Origin of the sequence: Halomonas sp. A11-A, from assembly GCF_003182195.1 — a bacterium.
GTDB classification, from domain to species: Bacteria; Pseudomonadota; Gammaproteobacteria; order Pseudomonadales; family Halomonadaceae; genus Halomonas; species Halomonas alkalicola.
The window spans coordinates 52,743-59,562 of record NZ_QGTM01000021.1 but is presented as its reverse complement, the minus strand read 5'-3'; the positions used below and the strand labels follow the sequence as shown (position 1 = coordinate 59,562).

The window sequence follows — 6,820 nt, the reverse complement described above, 5'->3', positions numbered from 1 at the left end:
CAACCACTTGCAGGATCTACACGAGGTACATGACATGCTGGCCGAACGCATCAAGAAATGGCCCGAACGGTGGATCGAGGAAGGGCGCCAGGAAGGGCGCCAGGAAGCGCTGCATGAAGCTGAGGCGCGTGTTCTGGAGACCAAGCGCGAGACCGCCCGTAACCTGATCAAGCTAGGCGTCTTGAACGACGAACAGATCGCCCAGGCCACTGGGTTGATGGTGGAGGACGTGGTACGCCTGCGTGCCGAGAGCCGGCACTGAGCCCCGGTCCCTTGCGAGAGCGCCCAGCGCCGCCCCGTGCGGCGCGTTATGCCGCTGGCTGATCCATTCCCGCCTCAAGGTGTCAGCGCCGCCCTGGGGCCTTCCGGTGGCGTGTCGCTGCCCTCTGCCACCCCACACCCCGTACACCTCACCTCCAGCACACCGGCCCGTCGCCGCGCCTGCATCACCCCCTGGCGACAGGTATCGCAGCCAAAGCCCACCGCCCGCCACGCCTCGCCGATCGTCTGACCTTCCTCGCCATGGTGTAGCCAGTCAGCCACAAAGCCCGGGTCATACAGGCTCACCGGGGCTACGACCGGGGCCGGGAGCTCGTCAGGTAGGGCAGGGCGGTAGCGCACCGCGTAGTGATTGCCCGTCGCCTCCACGTCCATCGCCAGGGGCCGCCCCTCGGCGTCCCGGTACTCCGCGTGCAGGATCGTCTCGTTCATCTCGTGCCACGGCGCGTCATCGCCCGGCTGTCCCGCATGGAGTCGCGCCCCGGGGTAGGCCGCCAGGCCGCGCAGCAACGGCTCCAGCCAGGTCTGCGCCTCGAACAGCGCCCAGCGGATCTCGCCGTCGGGCATCTCCAGCCCCACCCGCCGCAGCCGCAAGGGGGCATAGGTGACTGGCACCTTGCCCTTGCTGTTGCGCCCCTCCTTCGCCTCACGCTCGCGGTTGTAGCAGCTCACACACAGCGCCTGCCCGATCAACCGTCCGCTCTGGCGGCCACAGCGCACGCACAGGGCCCGGGGCCCGCCTGGCCCCTGGATAGCGGCCTGGAGCGCCTCTCGCGTCGCCGACAGGCCCGCGGCATGGACCCGGCCGATGGGGCAGTCACGGCAGGCGCTGTGCCGGCCCCGGGTATCTCCCAGGGCCACGCCGTGGCGCACGCCGCACTCGGTGGGGGAGAGGGTCGCCGACAACCGGTCGCAGACAAAGTGCCGCTGCCCCGGCAGGTGCTCGGGAAAGCCCTCGACGTAGCGAACCGGCTCAGGTGGTGTGGCGTGCCTCGACGTGGTGTGCTTCGACATGTGTCAACCCTCGGCGAGAAAAAATAAACCTCATACGAAACAGTATTTTATCGCATTTCTGGCCACCTCGGATGAAAAAAAGTGTCGGTGCCAGCATGTCGTGACAAAAGACTATAAGGACAGCCAACGAGGCTGATCCCGTGCCACATCGGCACATCGAACCTCACCGACTGCTGAAGGAGCAGATCATGACCCAACTGACCCACACCGCCGACCGTCATACCGCAGCGCACCGCCTTGAGACGGCCTTCATCCCGCTGCCCGGCATTCATCAGGCCGCCCCGCTGTGGGTGCCCGAGGAGGCACTGCCGGAGGCGCAGGAGCGCATCGCCATGGCCACCTATGGCGAGGCCTTTGCGCTGATCGACGTCCTGCGCCGGGTGGGGGTGCGCGATGTCACCCCCGACACCCCCTGGCGCATCGGCGGCTTCTGCTGTGCCTGGCAAAGCGACGACGCCGGTGTCTCGTTGGGCTGGCGTCAACTGCGCCTGCCCGGGTTGAGCGCCTACACCTACCACGACGACACCCAGGCGCCGCGGCTGCACCTGTCGCCCGACGCCGGGGTGATCTACGAGCCCGGCCCGCATGCGCTCGACCCCCAGGCTCCGCGCTGGGTGGCGGTGCAGAGCTTCGAGCAGCTGTGGGACCTGGTGACCCGCCTCTGCCCGCTGCAGGACGGCGCCCTGGAACCGCCCGTCGGCCACTGACCCCGCCTGCCTCCCCGGTCACGACCGGGGAGGCCAAGCGCTCGCATGGCCGAGAAAGCGCGGTATTTTTGCCAATTTCTTCACGCCATAAGTTGTTGATAAATGACGATGTTGAAAGGCAAATCGCTCATTTATGAGCGATAAAATCCAACAATATCAATCGGTTGTAGACATTCTGCTGGCGTCAGGAATATGATAGCTACGGTCAGCCAGCAGTACTGACACGCCAAGGGGAGGCATGAATGAAAGCCAACAACGTGGGGTCACGTATCGTGCGGCTCAAAGACCTGGGGGACTACCTCAGTGTGTCGCACGGCACCGCCCAGCAACTGTTAGGGCAGCCTGGGTTTCCGGGGGTTGTCACCCTGGGGCCACGATCGAAGGGAGTCCTGAAGGAGGAACTGGATGCCTGGCTAAAAACACGACAAGGCTAAAACAACAACGCCCCACCGGACGGTGAGGCGAAGAGAGAGCATTGATGTCATCGATTTGGTGATGCACCCACGTGCGCGCTTGTTTGCCGCAAGCGCCCACCTATCTGTCAGGCCACGACACCTGACATACTCACTAGGAGGTTCAATAAGTGAACCATAACCATGGTAAGTTCGCGCTTCCACACGCGCAAGCCCAATCGCTCAAAAATGAGCATGCCGATACGACCTGTGACGCCCAGGCAACCGACATCCAGGACACGGTGGTCTTGCCCACGTCCACTCCCCCCTGGACCTCAGTGGTGGCCCATTTCGGCTCGTTGGAGGCCCTGTACCGCTACCTCGACCGTCGCCCTGGCCTGGAGCGGCTCAATGACCTCAGCTGGATCGTCGGCGAGGTGCGGGTTAGCCAGGTGCCGATCAGCCCGGAGGAGTGCGTGCGCTTCGGGTTCGACCCCGAGCCTATCGAGGCCGGCTGGAGCCAGTATCGCCTGGGCAGCGTCAGGGGCGGTCCGCTCCTGCATCTCTCGCCGCGCGGCGAGGTGTTTATCGAGTTCATCGACTGGTACGGCCTGGGCATGGACGCGACCATTCCGCTCTACACCTTCGAGCAGCTCAGCGGCATGATCGGCGCGCAGGTAGGACGCGAGGTGGCCGCGGCATGAACGCCTACACCCAACCGCCGGGGGACACCCCGGCGTCATACAGCGCCCAGGACCAGCTTCGCCAGGCGATGGCCGACGAAGGCATCGTCTACGACGACAAGGCCCCGATTGCCGGTGACGGCAAGCTGCGCCGCTTCCATGTGGCCGGTGATCCGCCCGGGGTCAAGAACGGCTGGTACACCTTCCACGACGACGCGCGCCCCGCGGGCCAGTTCGGCTGCAACAAACGCCTCGGCCCGGACGTCAAGGTATCGTTCTCGGCGAAGGGCGTCACACCCCTCTCCCCGGCCGAGCGGGCCGCCCTGGACAAGACCCGCGCCGCGCAGAAGGCCAAGCGCGAGGCCGAGGAAAAAGCTCGCCACCAAGCCGCGGCGACGCGCGCCCAAGCCATGCTGGCCAAGGCCAGGCCCGTCAGCGAGGTGGACGACCACCCCTACCTCAAGCGCAAGGGGCATGCCCCGCTGCGCGCCAGGGTCGGGGCCTACCACATCCTCTACAACGGCGAGCCGCGCCTGGTGGCCGAGGACGCCCTGCTGATCCCCATGGTCGGCGAAGGCAATGAGATCGTCTCGCTGCAGGCCATCTTCCGCGACAGCGACAACATCCTCGCCCGCGACCGGGACTACCTGGCGGGTGGCAAGCGCCAGGGTGCCTGCCTGCCCATGGGACAGCCTCAGCTCCACGACGGCCGCGAGGTCTATGTGGTCTGCGAGGGCTACGCCACCGGCCTGGCCCTGCGCCACGCCACCGGGCACAGCGTGACCGTGGCCTTTGACGCCAATAACCTGATCCACGTTGCCAAGCGCATCGCCCGGGCCAAGCCCGACGCCCTGATCCTCATCGCCGCCGACAACGACCAGTGGACCCTCGAGCCGGTGGCAAACCCCGGACTCCACTACGCCCGACAGGCCGCCGAGGCCGTGGGCGGCCTGGTGGCTTACCCCGACTTCCCGGCCGAGCTGGGCACCCCGGACCCCGCCACCGGCAAGGTCAAGGGACCCACCGACTTCGATGATCTGCGCCGCCGCGAGGGCGACGAGGCGGTCAAGGCCGTGGTGGAGGCCTGCCTGAATGCACTACAGGGCCCCGACAACGGCCCTCAATGCCCCACGCCGGGTGCGGGGGCACCGGGGGTGCCCAGCGTTGAGTTGGAGGGGGGCATGGCCACAGCGGGGCAATGTGAGCACGACATGACTAAGGATGGTGGATCGTTGGAAAGGCGACAGCAGCAACAGGCCGAGAACGCTCGGCTGCAAGAGGCCAGCGACGTGGGGGAAATGGTGCCGACGCACATGACCGTCGATGAGATGTGCGAGAGACTGATCTATATCAGCGAGGGTCCGCAGGTGGCTTACCTCGGCCCCCGCCGGACGCTGTTCCTCTCGGTCAAGGAGCTGGCAGGCCTTACGCTGTCGGCGGCGACGCTACCCTCGGAGGATGCCAAGAGACCGGTGCCCAACGCCCGGCTTTGGCAGGAGGATGCGCGCCGGGTGTCCGTCATGACGCGCACCTTCGCACCCGGACAGGAGATCATCTGCAAGGATCCCAATGGCACGCGAGCGGTCAATACCTGGCGGCCGATCAAGCGCTGGGCGCCCCGGTCCGATATCACCCCTTTTCTGGATCACTTGGCTTACCTACTCCCCGAGCCCGAGGAGCGGGAGGCCTTCCTGGACTGGTTGGCCCACCTCGAACAGAAGCCGGGTGAGCTGCCTCACTATGGCTGGCTGCATATCGCCAAGCACACCGGCTGTGGGCGTAACTGGCTGGCCTCCGTGCTGGCTCGCCTCTGGTGCGGCTACGTCGCTCCTAACGTCGACCTGGCGGGGCTGCTCAACAGCAGCTTCAACGGCATGCTGAGCGAAAAGCTGCTGGCCATGGTCGACGAGATCCAAGAAGGCGGCAACGACAACAGCTACCGATACGCCAACCAGCTCAAGTCGATCGTCAATGCCGAGCAGCGCCACATCAATCCCAAGTACGGGAGCCAGTACGTCGAGTTCAATGCCTGTCGCTGGCTGGTATTTTCCAACCACGCCAACGCCCTGCCGATCGATACCAACGATCGACGCTGGCGGGTGGTCATGCTGAACGCACCCCCACGGGATGCGGCGGTGTATGCTGAGCTCTACGCGGCGCTAAAGGACCCCGAGTTCATCAATGCGATCGGTGCCTATCTCGCCAAGCGGGAGATCACGGGCTTCAACCCCGGCGAGCGGCCCCCCAACACGCTCGACAAGCAGGCGGTGGTCAAGGCAGCCAAGTCGATGGTGCAACAGCGGGCCGACGAGATCATGGCTCACTGGCCAAGTGAGCTGATCACCAACGAAGACGTGGCGCTCATCTTTACGGAGGATCAGGAAAAGCGACTGACAACCGGCATGCGCCGGGCCATGGAAGACGCCGGCGCCGAATCACTGGATGACCCCAGGCGAGTCATCCGCGGCGAAGGACCGAAGCGTATCTGGCTACTCAGGCGGCCGGATTACTGGCGTCGCCAATCGGCCTCGCAACAGTTTCAGGACGAATACGCCAAGGCTCGGCATCGAGACGAACGCTACCCGCATAGTCCCTGCCAAGTGCTCGCCACGGCGGCCGAACGACAGGACATTGCACAGCAAGCCGCCTGAGCGCTGAGCCCTTGAGCCCCAGCACCGTTACAGCCTGTCCAAGCTGTAACGGTGCCGTTTATTTTATAAGTCATTGAAAATAAAAAGTAAAATATGGATATCACAGCCAAACCGTTACAACGTTACAGCCGCTCTAAAAAGGGCAAACCTATTTTTCGTCAGGAATAATAGAGGGGTGAGACTTATGGCAGATCCGGTAACGTTGTAACGAAATTGAGCAAGTTATTGAAATACAAAGACCTTTCTCGTTACAGACACGGCGGCATTTGTAACGGTTGGCCTCGGTGCGACCGGCCCTGGCACACAAGCCACGAAAAAAGGCACCTGCTCATCGGCACCTAAGGCGAACCCTCCTCGCTCTCACACGCCCCACCGGCCTCACTCCTCGACCAGGCCACGCAGGTAGCCGGCATGCAACGCCACGTCCTCGGCCATCTCCGCCACCTGGCGATCGAACCACTCGGCGGGCATTGGTGCGTTGGGGGCAGGGATACCCTGAAAGCGCAGATTGGCCGCGTCGCTGCACGCCCACATCACCGCCTCGACGGCCTCATCAGCCGGCGGCACCTGATCCCAAGCGACGCCCTGGTCCTGATGGAAGTAGACCCGGCGCAGGTAGTCCGGCAGCTGCTCCCGGTGCCAGGCGGGCAGGATGGCGACGCCTGGATGCCGGCCGGCGACGATCGCTGTGGCCCAGCGCACCTCGACGTGCTGGCGATAGTGCGCCTCGGCCTGGCTGATCTGACCACGCCACCAGGCATACCACGCCGCCCAGGTCATCGCCTGCAGCTCGTCCAGCAGCTGCTCCACCCCGCCTGGCGCATTGAGCCAGGCCTGCCCCTGGGCCTCGGCCTGTGCCTGGGCGTCCACGGCGGCGAGCGTATGCTAGGGTGGGGTAGGGGCCTGGTAGGCCTCTGATACGTCCCTCAGCGCCTCCTCGGCGGCTCTCTTGGGCGTCGCGGACTGACCTCCCGCCTGAGCCTCCTCCATCGCGAGACCGGGCGTCTCCTGGTCCACCCGGCACTGCCCCCTGAGCGCACAGGCCTCGGGTACTGGGCAGCAAGCGCACAGCGCCAGCGTCTCCATGGCGAATC

The 6,820-nt window shown here is 65.1% G+C and carries 6 protein-coding genes and 1 pseudogene; 5 read left to right on the top strand and 2 right to left on the bottom strand.

Annotated features, from left to right (window positions below; translation table 11 throughout):
• Positions 1-262: pseudogene (locus tag DER72_RS12645) on the top strand (transposase); the annotation flags it as partial.
• A 74-nt stretch (positions 263-336) separates the two neighbouring features.
• Here the strand turns inward: DER72_RS12645 and DER72_RS12640 are convergent.
• Positions 337-1,293 (bottom strand): hypothetical protein, encoded by a 957-nt coding sequence (locus DER72_RS12640; RefSeq protein WP_110070344.1) that lies wholly within the window; start codon positions 1,291-1,293, stop codon positions 337-339.
• Positions 1,294-1,481: 188 nt separating this feature from the next.
• Here DER72_RS12640 and DER72_RS12635 point away from each other — a divergent pair, with 188 nt between their 5' ends.
• From DER72_RS12635 to DER72_RS12620, 4 genes are all read left to right on the top strand, one after another.
• Complete coding sequence (locus tag DER72_RS12635; RefSeq protein WP_110070343.1) at positions 1,482-2,000, top strand: hypothetical protein; 519 nt, start codon at positions 1,482-1,484, stop codon at positions 1,998-2,000.
• Between the two features lie 242 nt (positions 2,001-2,242).
• Positions 2,243-2,434, top strand: coding sequence for an AlpA family transcriptional regulator (locus DER72_RS12630; protein WP_110070342.1), 192 nt, complete (start codon positions 2,243-2,245; stop codon positions 2,432-2,434).
• A gap of 299 nt (positions 2,435-2,733) precedes the next feature.
• Positions 2,734-3,096, top strand: coding sequence for a hypothetical protein (locus DER72_RS12625; protein ID WP_219983280.1), 363 nt, complete (start codon positions 2,734-2,736; stop codon positions 3,094-3,096).
• Positions 3,093-5,726 (top strand): DUF5906 domain-containing protein, encoded by a 2,634-nt coding sequence (locus tag DER72_RS12620; RefSeq protein WP_110070340.1) that lies wholly within the window; start codon positions 3,093-3,095, stop codon positions 5,724-5,726. The genes DER72_RS12625 and DER72_RS12620 overlap by 4 nt, the downstream gene beginning before the upstream one ends.
• 378 nt (positions 5,727-6,104) lie before the next feature.
• On the opposite strand, the gene DER72_RS12615 is transcribed toward DER72_RS12620, so the two are convergent.
• A complete protein-coding gene (locus tag DER72_RS12615) occupies positions 6,105-6,596 on the bottom strand; it encodes a hypothetical protein (RefSeq protein WP_110070339.1) in 492 nt (163 codons plus the stop codon).
• Positions 6,597-6,820 lie beyond the last annotated feature (224 nt).

What these genes read in the sequence shown, in the direction of transcription:
- DER72_RS12620 (WP_110070340.1), top strand. Translation starts at nt 3,093, where the DNA reads ATGAACGCCTACACCCAACCGCCGGGGGACACCCCGGCGTCATACAGC.
- DER72_RS12635 (WP_110070343.1), top strand. Translation starts at nt 1,482, where the DNA reads ATGACCCAACTGACCCACACCGCCGACCGTCATACCGCAGCGCACCGC.
- DER72_RS12630 (WP_110070342.1), top strand. Translation starts at nt 2,243, where the DNA reads ATGAAAGCCAACAACGTGGGGTCACGTATCGTGCGGCTCAAAGACCTG.
- DER72_RS12640 (WP_110070344.1), bottom strand. Translation starts at nt 1,293, where the DNA reads ATGTCGAAGCACACCACGTCGAGGCACGCCACACCACCTGAGCCGGTT.